At 67.7% G+C, this 21,271-nt stretch carries 17 protein-coding genes; 5 read left to right on the forward strand and 12 right to left on the reverse strand.

All coding sequences use genetic code 11. From position 1 onward, the window contains the following. Nucleotides 1–114: 114 nt before the first annotated feature. Together BLS42_RS00480 and BLS42_RS00485 are read right to left on the reverse strand one after the other, a co-directional pair. Nucleotides 115–1,323, reverse strand: coding sequence for a globin domain-containing protein (locus tag BLS42_RS00480; RefSeq protein WP_090574795.1), 1,209 nt, complete (start codon nucleotides 1,321–1,323; stop codon nucleotides 115–117). A 148-nt stretch (nucleotides 1,324–1,471) separates the two neighbouring features. Continuing rightward, entirely contained in the window at nucleotides 1,472–1,888 is a 417-nt protein-coding gene (locus BLS42_RS00485; RefSeq protein WP_090574798.1) for a PaaI family thioesterase, read from the reverse strand. Nucleotides 1,889–2,054: 166 nt separating this feature from the next. Here BLS42_RS00485 and paaZ point away from each other — a divergent pair, with 166 nt between their 5' ends. Both paaZ and BLS42_RS00495 read left to right on the forward strand, forming a co-directional pair. Further along, entirely contained in the window at nucleotides 2,055–4,157 is a 2,103-nt protein-coding gene (gene paaZ, locus BLS42_RS00490; RefSeq protein ID WP_090574801.1) for a phenylacetic acid degradation bifunctional protein PaaZ, read from the forward strand. A gap of 175 nt (nucleotides 4,158–4,332) precedes the next feature. After that, nucleotides 4,333–4,740: a VOC family protein gene (locus BLS42_RS00495; RefSeq protein WP_090574805.1), complete on the forward strand. Its 408-nt coding sequence runs from the start codon at nucleotides 4,333–4,335 to the stop codon at nucleotides 4,738–4,740. 213 nt (nucleotides 4,741–4,953) lie between these two features. On the opposite strand, the gene BLS42_RS00500 is transcribed toward BLS42_RS00495, so the two are convergent. From BLS42_RS00500 to BLS42_RS00515, 4 genes are all read right to left on the reverse strand, one after another. Further along, on the reverse strand, nucleotides 4,954–5,811 hold the full coding sequence (locus BLS42_RS00500) for a DUF427 domain-containing protein (protein WP_090574808.1): 858 nt from the start codon (nucleotides 5,809–5,811) through the stop codon (nucleotides 4,954–4,956). Between the two features lie 101 nt (nucleotides 5,812–5,912). After that, a complete protein-coding gene (locus BLS42_RS00505) occupies nucleotides 5,913–6,518 on the reverse strand; it encodes a TetR/AcrR family transcriptional regulator (protein ID WP_090574811.1) in 606 nt (201 codons plus the stop codon). Between the two features lie 31 nt (nucleotides 6,519–6,549). Beyond that, on the reverse strand, nucleotides 6,550–7,878 hold the full coding sequence (paaK, locus tag BLS42_RS00510; RefSeq protein WP_090574814.1) for a phenylacetate--CoA ligase PaaK: 1,329 nt from the start codon (nucleotides 7,876–7,878) through the stop codon (nucleotides 6,550–6,552). A 16-nt stretch (nucleotides 7,879–7,894) separates the two neighbouring features. Beyond that, the gene (locus BLS42_RS00515; RefSeq protein ID WP_090574817.1) at nucleotides 7,895–8,425 is read right to left on the reverse strand and encodes a hotdog fold thioesterase; all 531 of its coding nucleotides are present in this window, start codon (nucleotides 8,423–8,425) and stop codon (nucleotides 7,895–7,897) included. 91 nt (nucleotides 8,426–8,516) lie between these two features. On the opposite strand from BLS42_RS00515, the gene pta reads away from it, so the two are divergent. After that, complete coding sequence (pta, locus tag BLS42_RS00520) at nucleotides 8,517–10,628, forward strand: phosphate acetyltransferase (protein WP_090575999.1); 2,112 nt, start codon at nucleotides 8,517–8,519, stop codon at nucleotides 10,626–10,628. 29 nt (nucleotides 10,629–10,657) lie between these two features. Here the strand turns inward: pta and BLS42_RS00525 are convergent, their stop codons facing one another. Then, nucleotides 10,658–10,921, reverse strand: a complete 264-nt coding sequence (locus BLS42_RS00525) for a hypothetical protein (RefSeq protein WP_090574823.1) — start codon at nucleotides 10,919–10,921, stop codon at nucleotides 10,658–10,660. Nucleotides 10,922–11,114: 193 nt separating this feature from the next. Between BLS42_RS00525 and BLS42_RS00530 the strand changes: the two genes are divergently transcribed. Together BLS42_RS00530 and BLS42_RS00535 are read left to right on the forward strand one after the other, a co-directional pair. Beyond that, entirely contained in the window at nucleotides 11,115–12,284 is a 1,170-nt protein-coding gene (locus BLS42_RS00530; RefSeq protein WP_090574827.1) for an acetate kinase, read from the forward strand. Nucleotides 12,285–12,344: 60 nt separating this feature from the next. Next, nucleotides 12,345–12,908 carry a GNAT family N-acetyltransferase gene (locus tag BLS42_RS00535; RefSeq protein WP_090574831.1) on the forward strand — a complete coding sequence of 188 codons (564 nt, stop codon included), beginning with the start codon at nucleotides 12,345–12,347 and terminating at the stop codon, nucleotides 12,906–12,908. 198 nt (nucleotides 12,909–13,106) lie between these two features. Here BLS42_RS00535 and BLS42_RS00540 read toward each other — a convergent pair whose 3' ends face one another. The 5 genes from BLS42_RS00540 to BLS42_RS00560 form a co-directional block, all read right to left on the reverse strand. Then, the gene (locus tag BLS42_RS00540) at nucleotides 13,107–15,590 is read right to left on the reverse strand and encodes a hypothetical protein (protein ID WP_090574834.1); all 2,484 of its coding nucleotides are present in this window, start codon (nucleotides 15,588–15,590) and stop codon (nucleotides 13,107–13,109) included. Nucleotides 15,591–15,597: 7 nt separating this feature from the next. Beyond that, entirely contained in the window at nucleotides 15,598–16,347 is a 750-nt protein-coding gene (locus BLS42_RS00545) for a peptidoglycan-binding protein (RefSeq protein ID WP_090574837.1), read from the reverse strand. A 189-nt stretch (nucleotides 16,348–16,536) separates the two neighbouring features. Further along, on the reverse strand, nucleotides 16,537–18,753 hold the full coding sequence (locus tag BLS42_RS00550) for a S9 family peptidase (protein ID WP_090574840.1): 2,217 nt from the start codon (nucleotides 18,751–18,753) through the stop codon (nucleotides 16,537–16,539). A 27-nt stretch (nucleotides 18,754–18,780) separates the two neighbouring features. Beyond that, nucleotides 18,781–19,884, reverse strand: coding sequence for an LCP family protein (locus tag BLS42_RS00555; protein WP_256336152.1), 1,104 nt, complete (start codon nucleotides 19,882–19,884; stop codon nucleotides 18,781–18,783). Nucleotides 19,885–19,959: 75 nt separating this feature from the next. Beyond that, on the reverse strand, nucleotides 19,960–21,018 hold the full coding sequence (locus BLS42_RS00560) for an LCP family protein (protein ID WP_090574844.1): 1,059 nt from the start codon (nucleotides 21,016–21,018) through the stop codon (nucleotides 19,960–19,962). Nucleotides 21,019–21,271 lie beyond the last annotated feature (253 nt).

Raw genomic sequence — 21,271 nt, forward strand, 5'->3', positions numbered from 1 at the left:
CCAGGGGACTTTAGGCCCGGGCTCGCTGGAAAGCTGCGGGGTCGCCGTACGGCTCCGGCGACCCCGCAGCTGTTGGGCGAACCCGCGGGTCCGGGGCAGAACAATGATCCGCGGCTACTGGAAATCGGCCAGCCAGAGATCCGGGCCGAAAACCTCGTACTGAATGTCCTTGGCAGGGACGCCACCAGCAATCAAGGCGCTCCGGACCGACTTCAGGAACGGCAGGGGACCGCAGAGGTAGTACTCGGCGTCGTCAGGGAGTTCCACGACGCTGACATCCATGAAACCGGTGAACGCGGATCCGGACGCCGCGCCGGCCTCGGCGGGAGTCAGGAACCACGTCTTCAAGGTCCCGTCCGCCAGTTTCGCGAGATCCTCGCTGACCTGCGCGCGGAGCGGGAAGGACGCCTCGCTGTCATCGGCATGCAGGAGCATCACTTGGCGTTGGGAACCGGACTGCACGAGGTGCGAGAGCATCCCGGCCATGGGGGTGATGCCGATTCCGGCGCTGGCCATGACCAGGGGCCGGTCCGTGTACTCCAGCACCACGTCGCCGAACGGTACTGAGAGCACCACCTCGTCGCCCACCTGGACATCGTTGTGGAGCAGCGTGGACATCTCGCCGTCGGGCGTCGGAAGTCCACGGACCCTCTTGACGGCGAACTGCCGGTGCTGCCCGTCGTCGGCCTTGGTCAGGCTGTATTGCCGCGGCTGCTGCACGCCGTCAGGCATGGTCATCTTGAGGGTCACGTACTGCCCCGGAAGGGACGGCTTGACGTCGCGCTCGTCGGTCCGTTCGACGACGAACGAGACGACGTCGTCTGTCTCCTGGATCCGCCGCACCACCCGCCATGTCCGCCAGATGGTTTCGGGGGAGAGGTGCACGGCGTTGTACAGCCCGCGCTCCTTGTTGATGAGCAGGTTCGCCAGCAGCCAGTAGACCTCGTCCCAGGCGGCGGCGACCTCGGGGGTGACGGCATCCCCCAGGACATCCACGATCGCCCACATGAGGTGGTCGTGGACAACCTGGTACTGGTCCGGGCTCAGTCCCAGCGAGACGTGTTTGTGGGCCACCCGGGAGAGCAGATGGTCCGGCACCTGATCCGGTTTCTCCACGAGCATGGTGGCGAACGCCGCGATGGATCCGGCGAGTGCCTGCTGCTGGCGGCCGTCCGCCTGGTTTCCCCTGTTGAACAGGCCGTCCAGGAGGTCCGGGCGTGCCTCGAACATATGTTTGTAGAAGCGCTTGGCGATTTCCTCGACGTGCTCGCCCACTACGGGAAGCGTTGCTTTAATGACTGGAAGTGAAGTGTCTGAGAGCATGGTGGATCCCTTCCGGTGCGACCGGTGATACCCAGCGGCGCCGGGCGATTCAGCACTTCCAAGCTAACAGCCGGAGCAGCGGGCCTTCCGGGCCGATCGGCCCTACATCACCGGGGGCGACCGGGTGTAGGCGGCCTCCAGTCCCGGGTCAGGCCTTGCGGGGCAGCAGCAGGTTGGTGATCCGCAGGGTGCAGAGCCGCTGGCCGGCCTCGTTGGTGATCAGCACCTCGTGGGTGGTCAGGGTGCCGCCGAGATGGATCGGGGTTGCCGTGATCGTGATCAGCCCCTCGCGGGCCGACTTGTGGTGCGTGGCCGAGACGTCGACGCCCACCGCCGTCTTGCCCAGGGTGCTGGCGTGGATGACGGCGGCCCAAGACCCCACGGCCTCGCCCACGGCCAGGGAGGCGCCGCCGTGCAGGAGCCCGAACGACTGCCGGTTGCCCTCCACCGGCATGGTCGCCACCACGCGGTCCACGGACTCCTCGACGATCTTCACGCCCATCTTCTCGTCGAGTTCCCCGAGGGTGATCTTCCACAACTCGGTGCTGCCAGTCTCGGGCGTCATAGCGTCTCCTTTGTTGCCGGCCGGCCGTGGGCCCGGACGGTCGGTGCCGCCGCTGCTAGTGTGTGGCAGGGCTCATTCATGTACTCTAGATCATATTACCGAACGGACGGTCAGTAATGTTCCGGCCGTGTTGATCTTGCTCCCCCGTTGGAAGGACCCGTCAACGATGACCACCACAGCCGCACCCACAGTAGACACTGTCGAGATCGTTCCCAGCTTCATCCGGGGTTCCTGGTGGACTCCGGACGCCGCCTCCGCCGCCGGCGCAGCGCCGGTACTGGACGCCAGCACCGGCGAGCTCCTGGCCAAGGTCAGCACCGAGGGGCTCGACCTCGCCGCCGTCGTGGACTACGGCCGCACCACTGGCCAAGCGGAACTGGGCACGCTGACCTTCCACCAGCGCGCGCTCAAGCTCAAGGAGCTGGCGCAGTACCTCAACGGCCGCCGCGAGGAGTTCTATGCGCTCTCGGCGCAGACCGGCGCCACCAAAATCGACTCGATGATCGACATCGACGGCGGGATCGGCGTCCTGTTCACCTTCGGGTCCAAGGGCCGCCGCGAACTGCCAAACTCCCAGGTGGTGGTGGACGGCCCCATGGAGGTGCTCTCCCGCGACGGCTCGTTCGCCGGCGAGCACATCTACACCCGCATCCCCGGCGTCGCCGTGCAGATCAATGCCTTCAACTTCCCCGTGTGGGGCATGCTGGAGAAGCTGGCCCCGGCCTTCCTCGCCGGTGTGCCCACCATCGTCAAGCCGGCCACCCCCACGGGGTACGTGGCCGCCGCCGTGGTCAAGGCGATCGACGAATCCGGCATCCTGCCCACAGGCTCGCTGCAGCTGATTTCGGGCTCCGTCCGCACCCTGCTGGACCACCTGGACTACCGCGACCTCGTGGCCTTCACCGGCTCCGCCTCGACCGCCAACACGCTGAAGTCCCACCCCAACGTGGTCAAGGGCGGTGTCCGCTTCACCTCCGAGACCGACTCCCTCAACGCCGCGATCCTGGGCCCGGACGCCGTCAAGGGCACGCCGGAATTCGACGCCTTCATTAAGTCCCTCGTCACCGAGATGACCGCCAAGGCCGGCCAGAAATGCACCTCGATCCGCCGCGCGATCGTGCCGCAGGAACTCGTCGCCGACGTCACCGCCGCCGTGGGGGACCGCATCCGCGAACGCGTCGTGCTCGGTGACCCCCGCGCCGAAGGCGTCACCATGGGCGCCCTGGCCTCCCTCGAGCAGCTCGCCGACGTGCGCGCCGCCGTCCAGTCCATGCTCGACGCCGGCGGTGAGCTTGCCTATGGCACGCTCGATGCGCCGAAGGTCACCAGCGCGGACGGAAGCGTCGGCGTCGTCGACGGCGGTGCCTTCATGTCCCCGGTCCTGCTGAGCTGGGCCAACCCGGAGGTCGAGGAAGTCCACTCGCTCGAGGCCTTCGGCCCGGTGTCCTCGGTGATCGGGTACACAGACCTGGCCGACGCCGTCCGCCTCGCCGCCCGCGGCGGCGGCTCGCTCGTCGCCTCGGTCTGCACGAACGATCCCGCCGTGGCGCAGCAGCTGGTCACCGGTATCGCGGCCCACCACGGCCGCGTGCTCATGCTCAACCGCGAGGACGCCCGCAGCTCCACCGGCCACGGCTCCCCGGTCCCGCACCTGGTCCACGGCGGTCCCGGCCGCGCCGGCGGCGGCGAAGAGCTCGGCGGCATCCGCTCGGTGATGCACCACATGCAGCGCACCGCCATCCAGGGCTCGCCCAACATGCTTACCGCCGTCACGGGCGTCTGGCACACCGGGGCGGACCGCAACTTCACGCTCGAGACCGAAGGTCAGCACCCGTTCCGGAAATCCCTGGCCACGCTGCACATTGGCGATGCCATCCGCTCGGAGCTGCGTGAGGTCTCGCTGGAGGAAATCACCAAGTTCGCGAACTCCACCGGCGACACCTTCTACGCGCACACCAACCAGGAAGCCGCCGCGGCCAACCCGTTCTTCCCGGGCATCGTGGCGCACGGCTACCTCCTGCTCAGCTGGGCTGCCGGCCTGTTCGTGGAGCCCGCACCGGGCCCCGTCCTGGCCAACTACGGCCTGGAGACCCTGCGCTTCATCACCCCGGTGGCCGCAGGCGACTCCATCCGGGTGACCCTGACGGCCAAGAAGATCACGCCGCGCGAGACCGACGAGTACGGCGAGGTGGCCTGGGACGCCGTCCTGACCAACCAGAACGACGAAATCGTGGCGACCTACGACGTCCTGACCCTCGTCGAGAAGTAGCCCCTCCCGACGCTCCCTCACGTCCTGCGGGTCCAGCCCGGACGCTCCCTCATCAGTGAGGGAGCGTCCGTTGTCGGGCTGCCGGACGTGAGGGAGCGTCGCTTGTTCGGGGCGCAATTTGCACGGGCTTTCGCCCCCGCTCCGGCGTAAAATCTTGCTCGTAGGAGGTGGCGAAATGACCCTAGTACTCAATAAAGCCACAACAGTCCTGCCAGTCGATGATGCAGCGCGTGCCCGGCATTTCTACGCGGACACTTTGGGGCTCCCGCACCGTGGCGTGGCAGACGACGGAAGCGAATTGTTCGGCTCAGAAGGCGGCCCGATGCTGCAGCTGATGCCAGTCAAGGATGGAAAGCACTCAGAGCACACCACCCTGAGTTTCGAAGTCAGCGAGATCGAACGCACAGTCCAGGATATGGAAGCCAAAGGCGTCATGTTCCAGGACTACGATCGCCCGGATCTCAAGACCGAAAACCACATTTGTACAACGGATTCAGAGAAGTGCGCCTGGTTCATGGACTCCGAGCACAATATTCTCTGCGTGCACGAGAACATCACCACGGCAGCTGATTACCAGCTCTGAGGTCCGGTCCAGCCCTGGAAATTCGGGGGGACAAGATCAGGGTGGACAGAAGCGCGGCGCTCCGGCTCAGCGGGGCGCCCCTTCTGTTGTCCAGACCTTCGGACGGCCTTGGCGGACGCCGTCCGGGCTCTGCCCCGGGTCCGCCGCTGGCCGGGCGGGGGCACATTGACGCAGACACGCCGGCATTCGTCGGCGAAACGCGTGCAGCGGCCGTCAAAGTGCCCCCGGAGGGCTCGGGCGGGACCAAGGGGTTACGGGGCGGGGCTGGAGCACGCCATCGACGCTCACGTCGAGGCGCTCATTGAAGAAGCTGATGAGTCCGTGGATCTGGGCGGCATCGGGGTACCGCCTGTCATAGCTCCACGCGATGTTCCCGCCCTGCCCGGAACCCGGGTAGCTCCAGTAGCTGGCCTGGCCCTTGTAGGGGCAGACGGTCCGCTTGGGGCTCTCCTCCATCAGGTCCAGCCGCACATCCGACGGCGGGATGTAGTACCGCACCGGGAGCAGCGTCTCGTAGAGCAACTGCGCGCTGTGCGTCTTGGCGAGCGTCACGCCGTCGAGCGCCACGTCTACGTTCCTGGACGACGCGCGGATATCAACGCGGTGGAACGGATCACGCGGGTGGCCGATGATCTCCTCATCGTCCTCGAGCCAGTCGAAAGCGGCGAAATCCAGCACCACGTAACCGGCCAGGTCGGGGTCCTCGGGCCGGAAGGCGGCCCGGGGAACCGTTGCCCCCGCCGTCACGACGTCGAGTTCCTCGCCGGCACAGGTGTGCTTGCCAAACTTCGTTCGGGGGTCGAGCGACGTCGGCGGCTCGCCTCGCCGAACGGCGACCGCGTGCTCCTCGACAGAAGCCGCCGGCAGGGCCGGTGGGGCGAGCTCCGCCAACAGTTCCTGCTCCGGCACGGCAAAGATGGGGGTGATCCGCCGCGGTTCCCAAACCAGCCAGGCCTGCACCGTATCGACGACGACGTTTCCGCCGACACTTGCACGGACCCTTTTGGCGGTGGGCTCGTAGCGCAGCTCGGGGAAGGCGCCCATGAGCACCTTCGATAGTCTGGTGGCCATCCTCACAGCGTGGACCCAGCGCCCTGTGCCGTCAAATGACGCCGTCAATGACGCCGTCAATGAGGTGCCGTCAATGACAGCGGAGGCGGGGAAGGGCCCGCCTAGTTGGGGACGTGGAGGCCGTGGAACGCCATGGTGATGACGTCGTCGGCCAGCTTTTCCGGCGACAGCGAGCCGCCGGGCTTGTACCACTCGACGATCGAGTTGATGGTGCCGAACAGCAGACGGGTGACGGTGCGGGGGTCGATGTCCTGGCGGAGCGTGCCCTCATCCCGGGCCTCGGAAATCAGGGCGGCGACCTTGTGGTCGAAGGTGCGGCGCCGTTCCAGCGCGTCCCGTTCGATCTCCGTGTTCCCGCGCAGGCGCAGCAGCAGCGTCACGAAGGGCAGCCGCTCCACCAGCACCGAGATGGTCTGGCGGACCACGAACTCGAGCCGGGCATCGGCCGAACCGGCAGTGGCCCCGGGCTGGTCCAGGATCGCCTCGAGCCCGCCGAGGGCATGGTCCAGGGCGAGCTTCAGCAGGTCGCCCTTGGACGGTACGTGGTGGTAGATCGCGGACTTGGAGATGCCCAGGTTCTCGGCAAGGATGCCCATCGAGGTGGCATCGTAGCCGTGGCGGTTGAAGACGTCGACGGCGATCACCAGCACCGACTGCTGGTCATAGCCGGGGCGGCCGCGCTTGGTGGTGGTTGTTGTGCTGGGCATAGTGGCTAGTTTCTCACGATCGGGTTCTCACTCAGCCCTTGGGGCGCATGTCGTAGATCCGCCGCAGCTTGCCGTTGGACCGCTCCAGCGAGCCGGGCTCGACGACGTCGACCGTGCAGGAGGAGCCGACGTGGATCTTAATCTGCTGCTGCAGTGCCTTGGCGGCGGACGCGGCGCCCTCGATCGTGACGGCGTCGCGGCGTTCGATCTTGACGGTCAGCTGGTCCATGCGCGTGCCCTCGGGCCGGGTCAGTTCCAGCTGGAAGTGCGGGCTGAGCTCGGGGATGCGCAGGGCGATCTCCTCGATCTGGGACGGGAACAGGTTCACGCCGCGCAGGATGATCATGTCGTCGCTGCGGCCGGTGATGCGGCCCATGCGGCGGTGCGCCGGGCGCGCGGTGCCCGGCAGCAGCCGGGTGAGGTCCTTGGTGCGGTACCGGATGATCGGCAGCGCTTCCTTGGTGAGCGAGGTGAAGACGAGCTCGCCCGGTTCGCCGTCGCCCAGCACCACCGTGGGGTCGAAGGCATCGATGATTTCGGGGCGGAAGTGGTCCTCCCAGATGTGGCTGCCGTCCTGCGTTTCCACGCATTCGCCGGCGACGCCCGGGCCCATGACCTCGGAGAGGCCGTAGATGTCGCAGGCCTTGAGGTTCATGGTGGTCTCGAGCTCGTGCCGCATTTCCTCGGTCCACGGCTCGGCGCCCAGGACCGCGTACTTCAGTGACGTGGAGGCCGGGTCGATGCCCTGCTTGATCATCGCGTCGGCGATGGTCAGCAGGTACGTGGGGGTGGCCAGGATGGCGTCGGGCTTGAAGTCCTGGATGAGCGTGATCTGGCGCTCGGTCTGGCCGCCGGAGATCGGGATGACGGTGCAGCCGAGGGCCTCGGCGCCGGCGTGGGCGCCCATGCCGCCGGTGAACAGGCCGTAGCCGTACGCGTTGTGCACCTTCATGCCCGGCCGGACGCCGGAGGCCCGCAGCGAGCGGGCCACAAGCTTTGCCCAGTCGGCGAGGTCCTTCTTCGTGTAGCCCACCACGGTGGCGCGGCCCGTGGTGCCGGAGCTGGCGTGGATCCGCGCGACCTCGTGCTGCGGCACGGCGAACATGCCGAAGGGGTACTCGAGCCGGAGGTCCTCCTTGGTGGTGAAGGGGAACTTGGCGAGGTCGGAGAGCTCACGCAGGTCCGTCGGGTGGACGCCGGCCTCGTCGAACTTGCGCTTGTACAGGGGGACGCGGTCATAGGCGTAGGCCACCGTGTGCTGCAGGCGGCTGAGCTGGAGCGCCTCAAGCTCGTCGCGGGAGATGGTTTCCTCGCGGTCCAGGACAGCGTCGGTAGTGGCGGCGGCAGTTTCTTGGGTCATCTGTGGTTCCCTGTTTCTATTTCTTGGAGATCGTGCGGCTGCGGCCGCGGAACTCGGCGATGAGTTCCACCGCAGGGGCATCGGCGGCGATGTCGGCGGGGAGTTCGCCCGGGACCGTAGCGGCGGGAACCGAGCCGGCAGATGCCGCCGTCGGAGTGCCCGCGCCGGGATCGGCGGCGTAGATCTGGATGTCGTACAGACCGCTGCGCCCGGTGCTGGCGCGGCGGTTGGCGACGGCGGTCAGGACCTGGCCGCGGAAGGCTGGCTTGAGGAAGTTGATGTCGACGCCGGAGGCCACGGTGATGTTGCCCTCGTCGGCCGGGCTCGGGCTGGCCGGGTTGCAGGCCAAGGCGAAAGCAGTGTCGCCGAAGGCGAAGATCATTCCGCCGTGGGCCATGCCGAATCCATTGAGCATTTCCTGCCGGAGCGTCATCCGGATCGTGGCATGTCCGTCGTCCAGTGCGAGAACTTCGATGCCCATCCATTCGGAGGCGTAGTCGTCTTTAAGGATGGGGTGGGTGTCACCGGAAATCGTCAGTTCAGCCATGCCTCGTTGCCTCCAGCTTTATTTACCGAATGTTCATTAGGTAATCCCATGTGGGTGCCCGCTGTCAAGGGGTGTAAGTATGCTGGGACACATGGCCAAGGGAATCTATGTCAGCGCGACCACACCGGGATCCGGGAAGTCGCTCATAGCGCTGGGGCTAGCGGACACGCTGCACCGGCACGCGGACCGCATCGGCTTCTTCAAGCCTGTGGTTCACGGCAACGACGCCGCCTCGGACCCGATGGTGGCACTGATGAAGGCCCGGTTTGATCTTGACGATCAGCGCTGCCGCGGCGGCCTGACGTTCGCCGAGGTCCGCAGCCTCCTGGCCGAAGGAAAGCGCGAGGAAATCAACTCCCGCTGCGTCGAAATCTTCGCCGAATTGTCCCGGCACTGCGACGTCGTGATCGTCGAGGGAACCGACCTGACCGGCCAGGACGCCGCCGTCGAATTTGACCTCAACGCCCGGCTCGCCAACAACCTGGCCGCCCCCGTCGTCGCCGTGGTGGGGGCCAAAGGCCTCACCGCCCCGGAGGCCGCGGACGCCGTCGAGGTGGCCCGCAAGGAGCTCCTCGCGGAGCGCTGCGAACTCCTGGCGATCATGGTCAACCGTGCCGACCCGGAAGACCTCGAGGCCGTCGCCGCCGCGGTGAAGCCCGGCGCGTCCGGCCGGCCGGTCTACGTCCTCCCGGAGCTCGAGGACATCGCCCGGCCCACCACCGGCGAGGTCGCATCGGCCCTGGGCCTCGGCCAGGTTGCCGGCCTCCCGGACCTGGAACGCGATGTCCGTTCCATTAAGGTCGCGGCGATGAACGTCGCTAACTTCCTGCACGTGCTCAACGACGGCGCTCTGGTGATTGTCCCCGGAGACCGGGCGGACGTGCTCGTGGCCTGCCTGGCGTCGTCGTTCTCGCCGGAGTTCCCGGTGCCGTCGGCCCTGATCCTCACCGGAGGCCTGGCCCCGGACCCGACCATCTATTCGCTCCTGGCGCAGGCGCCGTTCCCGATTTTCACCGCTCCCGACGACACCTATGTCACCGCCAAACGCGTCTCCGAGGTCCGGAGCGAGATCTGGTCCGGGCACCGCCGCAAGATCGCCTCCGCCCTGGGGCTCTGGGCCAAGCAGGTGGACGAAACGGAGCTGCTGGAGCGGCTGCACCTGCCGCGGCCGGAACGGATGACACCGCTGCGGTTCCTGCACGACCTCATTGAGCGGGCCCGGCTGCAGCGCCGGCACATCGTCCTGCCGGAGGGGACCGACGTCCGGATCCTGCGTGCCGCCGAGATTTTGCACCGGCGGGACGTCTGCGAGCTCACCATCCTGGGCAACGAGTCGGCGGTCCGCGAGCTGGCGTCCACCCAGGGCATCGACCTCTCGGGCATGAGCATCGTGGACCCCGCGACGTCGGAGCTGCGCCAGCGGTTTGCGGAGAAGTACGCGCAGCTGCGGGCGCACAAGGGAGTGGACCTCGCCCGGGCGCTGGAAGTCATGCTGGATGGCAGCTACTTCGGCACCATGATGGTGCAGCTGGGCGTGGTGGACGGCATGGTGTCCGGCGCTGCGCACACCACCGCCCACACGATCCGTCCCGCGCTGGAGTTCGTAAAGACGCGCGACGGCGTGAAAATCGTCTCTTCGGTGTTCCTCATGCTGATGCCGGACCGGGTGCTGGTCTACGGCGACTGTGCGGTCAATCCTGACCCGAACGCGGAGCAACTCGCGGACATCGCGCTGGCCTCGGCCGAGACCGCAGCCCAGTTCGGCGTGGAGCCGCGCGTGGCGATGCTGTCCTACTCCACCGGCGGGTCGGGGACCGGGGAGGCAGTGGACAAAGTCCGGCAGGCCACCGAAGCCGTGAAGACCCGCCGCCCAGACCTTGCCGTCGAAGGCCCCATCCAGTACGACGCCGCCGTGGATGCCGCCATCGCGCAGTCCAAGATGCCCGGCTCGTCCGTCGCCGGGCAGGCCACCGTGTTCATCTTCCCGGACCTCAACACCGGCAACAACACCTACAAGGCCGTGCAGCAGTCCTCGGGGGCGGTCGCCGTGGGGCCCGTCCTGCAGGGACTCCGCAAACCGGTGAACGACCTCTCCCGCGGCTGCACCGTGGAGGACATCGTGAACACGGTGGCCATCACCGCCGTCCAGGCGCAGTCCGTGGAGCCGGCCACCGAGCCGGCACCCGCGGCTGCCCATGCCTAGTCAGCTGTTGCCCGGTCAGCTGTTTTCCGTCAGCTGTTCTCCGGCTTCGCCAGGTTGTCGGGATCTTCCTGCTTGGCGGGCTCATCGGCCAGGCCCGCCGGCGTGAGATCCAGGTCCTGCAGATCCTCGGGGGCCTCGGCGGCTTCTCCGACCTCGGCGGCCTTGAACTTTCCCGTGTCGTCCAGGGCCGGATTCGCGCCTTCGACGCCGGTGGGATCCGGCTTACCGGACCCGCTGGCCGGCTCGGTGCTGGCCGGCTCGGTGCTGTCTGGCTGGGTCGCGTCGTCAGTCATGGAAATCCCTTCGTGAGTTGTCCAGTTGGTCCGCCGACTCTAGGCGCCTGCCGCGGCTTTCGCAACGGATGGGCGTCCTTGCCAGTCCGGCAATTTATAGTGGAACCCACGGAGCGCTCCGCCAGGCTCCGGCGTGATGCCAGTCCCGACGCACCCTCCGGGTAAGCGTCGAAGCCAAGGCTTAGGAGGCCCCATGCTCGTGCTCGTCATCAACTCCGGTTCGTCCTCGCTCAAGTACCAGGTGCGCGACGTCGAGGCCGGCAGCGTGCTCACCGAAGGCCTGGTCGAGAAGATCGGCATGGGTGCCGGCGGTGAGGGCGACGGCCAGATCGAAGGCCCCCGCGACCACGCCGAGGCGCTGGAGCAGGTGGACGCGGCCATCCACGCGGCCTTGGGGGACCGCGTGCTGGATGCCGTGGGCCACCGCGTGGTGCACGGCGGGGAGCGCTTCGCCGAGCCGGTGCTGGTCAACAACGAGATCACCCGGGCCATTGAACGGCTGAACCCGCTCGCGCCGCTGCACAACCCCGCCAACGTCCTTGGCATCCGCGCGATCTCGAAGAAGTGGCCCGAGCTGCCGCAGGTGGCCGTGTTCGACACCGCCTTCCACCGCACCCTGCCCGAGCACGCCTGGCGTTATGCGGTGCCGGACGAGCTCTACACGAACCACGGGATCCGCCGCTACGGGTTCCACGGCACCTCGCACGAGTACGTGGCGCACCGGGCGGCGGCGCTGCTGGATGTTCCGGTCGAGGAGTTCGACGCCGTCATCGCCCACCTGGGGAACGGCGCCTCGGTCACGGCGATCCGCGGCGGCCAGTCAATCGACACCTCCATGGGATTCACGCCCCTCGAGGGCCTCGTCATGGGAACCCGCTCCGGCGACCTCGATCCGTCCATCCTGGTCTTCCTGGCCCGGACCGGTTGGTCTCCCGAGGACCTGGATTCGATGCTGAACCGGCAGTCCGGGCTTAAGGGCCTGGCCGGAAACAACGACATGCGCTCGGTGGTGGAGGCCGCGGAAGCCGGGGACGCCAAGGCGGCCATGGCCCTGGCGGTCGCGTCCTACCGGCTCGCGAAGTACATCGGCGGTTACCACGTGGCCGTTGGCGGCGCGAAGGCCCTCGTGTTCACGGCCGGGATCGGCGAGAACTCGCACCAGTTCCGGAATCTGGTGGCGCAGCGGCTCGGTGCCCTCGGCGTCGAACTCGACGCCGGGCTGAACCGGGAGCGGTCCAAGGAACCCCGGGTCATCTCCACGCCGACGTCGGCCCTGCCTGTCCTGGTGGTCCCCACCGACGAGGAGCGGGCCATCGCCGAGGCGACGGCCGCCGCCGTCGCCCAGGCATCGGTTGCTCCGTAACCGCCCTTATGGCGGCCCAAAACGGCGCTTACGGAGCAGTCGATGGGTAGCGTTGGAGGCATGACCGAACCCAAGCCCCTCCCTCCGCTGCCCATCCGCACCGAACGGCTAGTGCTGCGGCGCTTTGAAGCCTCCGACCTCGATGCCTTCCATGCCTACCACTCGGTCCCGGAAACCGCCCGGTTCCTGCCCCGCGAGGCCAAGAGTTACACCCAATCGATGGAAACGGTGGGACGGTACGCCAACTTCGAGTTCGAGAAGGAGGGCGACTGGGTGGCCCTTGCCATCGAGGCCGCGGACTCACCCGGGCTGCTCGGCGAGGTGGTGCTGAAGTGGCTGGAGGGGTGCGGGCAGGCCGAAATCGGCTGGAGCCTGGCCCCGGAAGCGCGGGGACGGGGCATCGCGAGCGAGGCCGCCCGGGCCCTGCTCAAGCTCGGTTTTGAGGACCTGGGCTTCCACCGGATCGACGCCAAGCTCGATGCCCTGAACACGGACTCGGCGGCGCTCTGTGAACGGCTCGGCATGCGCCTGGAATCACGGCAGGTGGACAAGTGGCACTACAAGGGCGAATGGGCCACGGAAGTGGTGTACGCCATCCTCGCGGATGAATGGAAGGCCCGCTAGCCGGGCCCCGCGGTTGAACTCGGGCAAGTCCGTCCGGGCGACGCTCCCGCCCAGTTGCTTCTGCCCGGACCACCCGGACCCCAGGAATCCCGGGGCTCCACGGGCCCGGAATCGGTTCCGGCGGCAAGCAACTGGGATGGAGCGCCACCATCCGTATGCCAGCGCGGTGTCAGGCGCGGGCCCGGCCGGACGCCAGGGCTAGGGAGCGGGAGGCGCAGTAGCGGTCGGGACGGGTGAGGCCGTGTCCGGCGTGGAAGTCGGTGCAGTCGCCGGTTCCGTACCGGTGCCCCCGGGCTGCCCTGTCTGTGCGGGCTCTGAAGGTGCCGGCGCCGGGGCTGCAGCCGTGCCGGCCGGCGCCGTGGTCCCGCCGGCGCCCGGTGACGGGGCCTGCGTGCTGCCGGGAGTTGCGCCCGGCGTGGCGCCAGACGTTGCACCCGACGTCGGGGCTGTGCCGGCCTTCCCGGCCGGGGTGACACTGGGGTCGGCCTTGATGATCGCCATGATCTGTTCCTTGTACGCGCTGAGCCGGCCCTGGATCTCCGAGAGCGGCTGGTTCTGCAGGTCCTTGCCGTAGGCCGCGATCTCCTGCCACAGCGCGTTGAGCTTGGCCATGCCGTCGCTGCTCAGGGGCCCGTCGAGGGTGAGCACCAGTTGGCTCGCCAGGGCGTAGGTCAGGCAGCGGAGGCAGTTGTAATTGGCCGCCGCCGAGAGGTTTTCCGGGACGATCACATCGGTCTGACCCACAATCAGGACCACCTGGAAGCCCACCGCCACGGCGGCGCAGTCCGCGCAGCTGGCAAAGGCGTACGCCTCGTTCTTGGTGTCCACGGTGTCGCCGTCGTCCGCCCAGACCAGGGCGAAGGCGACGTCGTAGACCACGGAACCGTCTGTGGTGTTGACCGCGAGGGACTGGTTGCCGTCCTCCTCCGGAGCGGCCGGCCTGTCGAAGGGGAACACCCAAGAAGGGGCAGCCGGAGCCGCGGTGCCCGCTGTGCCTGCCGAGCCGGCTGTGGCTGCCTGCCGGGGCACCAGAACCATGCTCAGCTGCGGCTCGTCGCGGGTGGGCTTCCGGGCGCCCTCGGGCCACAGGACAACGGTTTTGCCCGACTGGCCCTCCGCCATCTGGCCGGTGACGGTGGCCGGGAAGACTGCCGTGGTGGCGTCGGCGAGGGTGCCGCGCTCGTAGGGCTGGACCGGACGGTAGGTCTCGGCGCCGGGCCACCAGGCCCAGGCGAGGCCGGCCGTAACGGCCGCGATCGCAACGATTGCGGTGGCGCGCTGCAGGGCCTTGCCGCGGGTCTTCTGCCACAGCCCGGTGGCCAACTGGCGGACCAGGCGCAGCAGGATGTACAGGATGCCCAGCACCGGCAGTGCCAGGCAGGCGATGGCGATCACCCGCACGGCGGCGTCGGCGACGTCCCCTGCGGCGAGGCTGTGGGAGAGCATGGCCTGCTGCTTCAGGCCGTTGGCCCAGGCGGTGCCCAGGACGCGCGGCAGGGTCAGCACCATGGTGGCCATGCTGAAGAGCAGCAGGGGAACCGTGACCAGCACCCAGATGGTGACCACGGCCCGCGCCCAGGGCTTCAGGAGCCTGGCTTCGGGATCTGTCTTGCGCCACGGCACCAACGCCAGCAGGGTGGGCTTGATGCGCTGGAACAGGTCCGGGACGCCGGTAGCGTCGGCCAGGATGTGATAGCCGTCAAAGCGGACCAGCGGCATCAGCTGCCGGACCATCTGCAGGATCTGGGTAACCACCACCAGCAGCAGCGCATCGAAGCCGGTGGCCCACCAGATGCCCATGATCGCGACGGCCACGATTGCGTTGAAGTAGAGTCCGCCAAGGTCGGTGCGCAGCCGGCCGCCCCGCCCCAGCCGGTAGGAATCGGTGACGTCGGTGTAGAACGCCGGCCACATCAGGTACAGGCCCGTGCCCATGGCGCCGGGGGTGGCGCCGCCGCGGCGGGCGGCGGCGGCGTGGCCGAACTCATGGAAACCGGCCGAGAGCACCGTGACCACTAGGATCAGCAGCACCAGGCCGGGGTTGGCGAAGGCTTCATGGGTGGCCGATGCCAGCCCCTTGACCATCAGCACCCACCAGCACGCGACCAGGAAGGCAGCGGTCACAGCCACCACGATCAAAGGGTTGAAGAGCGTGGCGAACGGCGCCGTGATCTTCCGGGTGCGGTCCGGATCGGTCACCGAGTACCGGAAGCGCATGCCCAGGAGTGGGTTCGATTTCTTCACCGCGGGCTCGGAACCGTCCGCCAGCCGGAGGAGTCCGAGCGGGAGGAGCTGGGAGGTGATCAGCGTCTGGACGTTCTCGGCACTGACAAGCCGTCCGAAACTGTTGCTGACGTGCCCGGCGATTTCTTCCGGGCCCCGCTGGCCGTCGATCGCCTCGAGCACCAGGTACAGCAGGCGGGTGAGCTGGATAGTTTGGCCGTCGGAGCGGCGGACCAGGGACGGGGCTTCCTTGTAGCCGGAACCCTTCGCCTCGCCGATCAGCTGGACGCCGGCGGCCCGCACCGGCACCGGCTGCACGCCGACCGCCACGGACGACGCCGCGCCGGCAGTGCCGGCGTCGGATCCGGCGGCAGTATCGGCGGCAGAGCCGACGCCGCCGGGGGCAGGAGGGAACGGAGGGCCGTCCGGCGAGGACGGCCCTCCGTGCACAGTGCTCATCTAGGTGCTACTGCTTCAGGTCGGACTGCTGGTCAGCCGACGCCGTTGCGTCGCCGTGGATGTCCTGGTTGATGATGGCATCCTGCTGGGCGACGGCGAAGGCGTTGCTGTCGATCGAGCCGATGTTGGCGCCGACGGCCGCATCGATCGGCGCGGCGACGTTGGCGTTGGCAGCCACTGCGCCATTGATGGGTGCTGCGATGCCCGCGTTGGCATCCAGGTTCACGTCGACGTTGAGCAGGTTGCCGCTGAGGGCACCCGCGGTGCCGGCCGCGGCGCCCACGTCCGTCGGCAGTGCGCCGCCCAAGTCCGGGGCCGTGCCATCGGGCAGGACGCCTGCGTCGGCCGTGCCGGCAGGTACGGCGCTGCCGAGATCGGCTGCGGCCGGATCCGTGGCGGCGGCATCCGCTGCAGTCCCGGCATCCGCGCCGGTGCCCTGATCGATAACGCTGTCCTGGGTGGAGTCTGCCGTGGCGTCGCCCGTGATGCCCTGGTTGATGATGGTGCCCTGGTCGGCGAGAGCCTGGGACTCAGACCCGAAAGAGAGCACGTTTGCCGAGGCAGCCGCATCAATCGGCGCGGCAACGTTGGCGTTGGCCGCGATGCCGAGGTCGATCGGGGCCGCGGCGCTGATCCCCAGGTTCAGGTCGGCGTTCAGGTCCAGGACGGAGGCGACCTCCTTGTCCGGAAGGGCCGTGCCGCCCTGCGCCATCAGCTCATCATCAGTCAACGGGGTCATTCCCTGCTCAACGCTCATAACAAACTCCATATCCGGCACGGTGTCTGCTGCCCCCAGTGAGCAGTTTCTCCATCGATGTGCCTAACATCGGGTCAATAGTAAGCATGATGATCATTAATTGGGTATCGGACGCCCAGTCGATTGCTCCGCAACTGCCCTTATGGGCGCTCAAAAGGGCCGTTGCGGAGCAATCGATGGGACATTTGGCTACTTCACGCCGGCTCCCGGGCGCAGTTCGGTGGCGCCAAGGGAATCGGCGACGAACGCATAGTCCCAGGCCCGTTCGCGCCACTGCACGTACCGGCCCGAGGCGCCGCCGTGGCCACCTTCCATCTCGATCTTCATGACAATCGGCTCGCTTCCGGTGTTCACCTCGCGCAGCCGCTGCACCCATTTGGCCGGCTCCACGTAGAGCACCCGGGTGTCGTTGAAGCTGGTGACCGCGGCGATCTTCGGGTACGCCACGGCGCGGACGTTCTCGTACGGCGTGTACGACTTCATGTACGCGTACACGTCCGGGTCCGTGATCGGGTTGCCCCATTCCTCCCACTCCAGCGCCGAGAGCGGCAGTTCGGGGTCCAGGATGGTGGTCAGCGCGTCCACGAACGGGACGGCGGCAACAATCGCCGCATACTTTTCCGGCGCCAGGTTGGCGACCGCGCCCATCAGCAGGCCACCGGCGGAGCCGCCCATCGCGGCGATCCGGCCCGGATCCACCCAGCCGGATCCTGCGAGCCAGTCCGTGGCCGAGATGAAGTCGGTGAACGTGTTCTTCTTGTGCAGCTTCTTGCCGTCGTCGTACCAGTGCCGGCCCAGCTCGCCGCCGCCGCGGATGTGCGCGATCACGAACACGATGCCCCGGTCCAGCAGGGACAGCCGGGGGATCCCGAAGCCCGGATCCATGCTCATTTCGTAGGAGCCGTAGCCGTACACCAGGCCGGCCGCCGTCGAATCTTGCCGGACGGAGGCGTGGCGGAGCACCGAGAGCGGAATCTTCGTCCCGTCCGCGGCCGTGGCCCACTCCCGGGTGGCGACGTAGTCCGACGGCGAGTAGCCGCCCAGCACCGGGCTCTCCTTGCGCAGCAGGAGTTCACCGCCCGGTTGCTCCGGGGTAGGCAGCACGAAGTCGTAGACCCGCGACGGGGTGAAGTAGGAGGTGTAGCCCATCCGGATCACGGGGGCCTCGTAGTCGGAGCCCGCGACGCCGGCCGTGTACAGCTCCTCGTCAAAGGCAGGTTCCACCGCGGCGCCCTGTTCCGGGGTGCCCAGGCCGGCCAGGGGCAGGACCTGGACCCGTTCGATGGTGTCCTTGCGGATGGAGACCACCGCGTGGGTGGAGGTGACCCCGGCGCCGTTGACCCGGACCTGGTCGGAATGGGCGACGACGGTGTCCCAGCTCTGCTCGGCGAGCGGCTTTGCGAACTCCGCCGGGTCCACGAGCGAGACCATGGAATTGATGGCGTCCTTGTTGTGGGTGAGCAGCACCCGCTCCTGGCTCCGGCCCGAGGCGTCCGCCAGCAGGAACGGCTCGGCCTCGTACAGGATGCGCTCGTCGCGGGAGATCACGGTGCGCAGTCCGGCGTCGAGGTCATCAAAGCGCAGCAGGCGGGTCTCGCTGAACTCGGAGCAGCCGATGCTGAGCACCAGGTGGCGCCGGTCGGCCGAGAGCTCGAAGCCGAGCCACATGGCGACGTCGTCCTCCTGGTAGATGACCGCGTCCTCGCTGACGGGTGTGCCGAGCACGTGGGACTTCACCTGGTACGGCCGCCAAGAATCGTCCACGACGGTATAGAAGATCCGGCTGCCGTCGGGGGAGAAGGAGATGCCGTAGAAGACATTCTCGATCACGTCCGGCAGCAGCACGCCGGTGCGCAGGTCCTTGATGCGCAGCGTGAAGCGCTCGTCTCCGGCGTTGTCCACGGCGTAGGCGTAAAGGGTGCCGTCGATGGTCGTGGCGGCCCCGCCCACGGCGAAGAACGGCTTGCCCTCGGCCTCGAGGTTGCCATCGAGCAGGACTTCCTCGCCGGGGATGACGACGCCGGCCTCCACAGCCGGGGGAGTCCAGTCCGCGACGCGGTCCCCGGTGTCCTGGCCGCGCACCCGGCAGTGGATGCCGTACTCCTTGCCCTCGACCGAGCGGGTGTAATACCACCAGCCGTCCTTGCGGTTCGGGACAGAGAGGTCTGTTTCCTGCGTGCGGCCCTTGATTTCCTGGAAGATGGCCTCGCGCAGCGGCTCCTGGCGGGCGGTCACGGCCTCCTGGTAGGTGTTTTCCGCCTTGAGCAGGTCCACGACCTCTGTGGATTCCTTGTCCCGCAGCCACTCGTAGTTGTCCTCGAATGCGTCGCCGTGGTGGGTGCGCACCGAGGGAACTTTCCGGGCGACGGGAGGCTGAGGGGACGGCTGGGCGGGAGTCTGGGTCATGGACCCAATGTACCGAACAGCGGCGCCTCAATTGCCGTTCTGCAGATTGTTGGCCGCCACGTACCCGGCCAGCTTTCCCGAGCCCAGTGCGGCGGAGAGCGCGGCGGTCGCGGCCGGGTCCTGCAGGACAATCGACTGGCCGTCCCGGCTGGTCCCGATGCCGGCGGTCGGCAGTGTGAAAAACACGCCGCGTCCCGGCGCTGTCTTGCGGAGGCTGAAGGCGAGGTTTTCCAGCGACTTGAGGGTGAAGCTTGCGTCCAAGGTCACGTGCGGCAGCACCGTTTTGAGGAGTTTGCGGACGGTGTCGCGGTCCGTCAGGCTGCCTCCGGATGCCATCTTGGTGATCACGGCTTTCAGGAAAGTCTGCTGGTTCCGGACCCGCTGGTAGTCGCCATCGGCGAAGGCATGGCGCTCGCGGACAAAGGCCAGGGCCCGCAGCCCGTTGAGTCGGTTCACGCCGGCCCGAAAATACACCTTGTCATCAGTGGCGCTGGTGAATGCGTGCTTGACGTTGACGTCGATACCGCCGAGCGCGTCTGTCAAGGCCGCGAACCCCTGAAAATCCAGCATCACCGTGTGGTCGATGTGCTGGCCTAGCAGCGCCTCCACCGTTCGCGTCATCAGCGGGAGCCCGCCCAGTTCAAGTCCGGCATTCACTTTCGCGCTTCCGTAACCGGGGATGTCCACCCACAGGTCACGCATGATCGAGATGCCGTAGACGTTCCGCCGGTCCGCCGGGAGGTGGATCAACACGAGGGCGTCGCCGCGCTGATCGGAGGTGGTGCCGCCGGCCGCCTTCGCCCGCTCATTCACCCGGCTGTCGCTCCCGATCAACAAGATGTTGAGGGCGACGGCGGGTGGTTCCGGCGTGGGCGTGGGGCTGGGTGGCGTCGAGGGCGTGGGGTTGGGTGCCCTCCCAGCCGGGGTGACGGCCGGTACCGTGCCTGCGCCCGGAGCCGGGCCCCCAGTCCGCTGCCCGGTGAGGACGTGCGCCGAGACGGCGACGACGGCGACCGCGAGCAGCGCTCCCAGGAGCGGAATGATCCGACGACGACGGCCTGCCGCGGGGGACGGGGGAGTGGACGGGGACGCTGCGGAAGCCGCGGCTGCTGGCTCCGGAGCGTTCTCCATGAACGGACGCTACCACTGCAGCCGGCCGCGGACTATGGGTCCAAGGACCTCCCCTGTCGCCTCACTTGGCGGGACTCAGTTCCCGTTCTCCAGCTTGTTCGCCGCGACGTACTCGCCCAGGGTGTCCGAGGCCATCGCCGCGGAGATGTCGTGGATGGCATTGGAGTCGGTCAGCACGATCGACTGGCCATCCGTGGACGTTCCGATGCCCCCGGTCGGCAGCGTGAACATGACGGTGTTCTGTGCCCGGATGTCCTTGAGTTCGAAGGCCAGTCCCGCCACGGCCCCCGAATCCAAGGACTTGTCGACCGTGACGAACGGTGAGACAGCGCCAACCATGTTGTTGATCGTGATCGGGTTGCTTAGTGTCTGGCTGGCGATCGACTTCTTGATGATGGCCCGCAGGAACTCCTGCTGGTTGCGGACCCGCTGGTAGTCGCCGTCGGCGTAGGCGTGCCGTTCGCGCACGAAGGCCAGGGCTTGCGTTCCGTCGAAGGTGTGCTGGCCAGGGGCGAAGGACTGGCCCGGCAGCGCGTCGGAGGTGAATGGCACTTTGATGTTCACGCTCACTCCGCCCAGAGCGTCCGTGAGGCCCTTGAAACCCTCGAAGTCGATCATCGCCACGTGATCGATGCGCTGCTGGAAGACCGACTCGATGGTCTGCACCATTTGGGGCGTGCCGCCAAGGGCCAGCGCCGCGTTGATCTTCGCCTCGCCGTGCCCGGGGATGTCCACCCAGAGGTCGCGCATGACGGAGATGGTGTAGATGTTCTTGCGGTCAGCCGGGATATGCATGAGCATCAGCGTGTCCGCGCGCTGGTTGGTGGGCGTCCCGCTGGCGGCATCAGACTCGGTGGCGCCGCGGCTGTCGCTGCCCATCACCAGAATGTTCATCGCGGTGTCCGTCTTTTTCGGGCGTGTGGACTCCTCCGGGAAGGCCTGGTCAATCTTGCTGGTACCGGAGTCGAAAGTGCGTGCGAGGTTGAAGAGGTAGCCGCCAGCCACGATCGCGACGAGAGCCACCACCACGGCGACGGCGATCAGCACTTTGGTGCCTCGGCGTTTCCTCGCGGACCGCCGCTCGCTGGATCCGGCCCCGGGGACATGGTCTGCAGTGTCGAAGGGCTGTGTCATGTGTTCCTCTGAGTCGGTCGGGCCTGGTGCCCGGAGTCTATCTCGCAGTACTCAGGCTAGCCCGCCGGAGTATTGAGGGGCGCGGCCTGGACCAGTGCCAAGTGCCGGATGGTCGCCGTGGGGCCTCCCTTACAACACACCGGGGCCGCCGATCAAGACTTTTTCACCACCAAACCCGCACATAACGCGCGGTTTCCCGGATGTGAAGCGCACTGTTGCCTGGGTCACACTCCCTGCCTAGGCTGGGTGCGGT

This window comes from Arthrobacter sp. ov407, assembly GCF_900102895.1.
Lineage (GTDB): Bacteria > Actinomycetota > Actinomycetes > Actinomycetales > Micrococcaceae > Arthrobacter.